Annotated in this window: 1 protein-coding gene; it reads left to right on the top strand. The window is 78.9% G+C overall.

Annotation, left to right across the window (positions count from 1 at the left end):
• Positions 1 to 526: hypothetical protein (locus tag ACFQ3T_RS37035; protein WP_380730873.1), on the top strand; the 526-nt coding region annotated here is incomplete at both ends.

The following is a 526-nucleotide window of genomic DNA, read 5'->3' on the forward strand; positions in this document are numbered from 1 at the left end:
GCCCGCCGGGTTCCCGCCGCCCACGGACTACGCGGCCCGGCTGCTGTGGCCCGCCGCCGTCGTCACGGCCGTGCTCGCCGCCGCGCTGCTCGCCAAGGCGTCCGTCCGGCCCGCCTTCACCGTGGCCGCCGCGACGATCCCGATGGCCGCCCTCGCCGCGCTCGACGCCGTCTTCGCCGCCACGCGCATCAACACCGTGCAGCCGGGGACCGGTGTGTGGTTCACCGTCCTGGCCCTGGTCGCCATCGCCGCCGCGGCGGTCACCGCGGCGCTCGCCGGCGCGGTCGAACGGGACGAGACGGGCACGGTCCGCGCCCAGCCGCCGCTGCCGCTCATCGCGACCACCCTGCTCGCCGTGCTGTTCGCGCTCGGCGCGTTCGGCCTGCCCGTCCTCCGCGCGCCGGACTACGTGCCGATCGGCGCGTTCGGCCTGCGCGTCGGCTCGTGGGGCCTGCTGCTCGCGCTGGTCGTCGCCGCCGCCGTCGCCGTGATCGCCCTCAACGCCCGCCCGGGGCGCGGCGCGGCG

The sequence above is a fragment of the Saccharothrix hoggarensis genome (assembly GCF_042678885.1).
Classification (GTDB): domain Bacteria; phylum Actinomycetota; class Actinomycetes; order Mycobacteriales; family Pseudonocardiaceae; genus Actinosynnema; species Actinosynnema hoggarensis.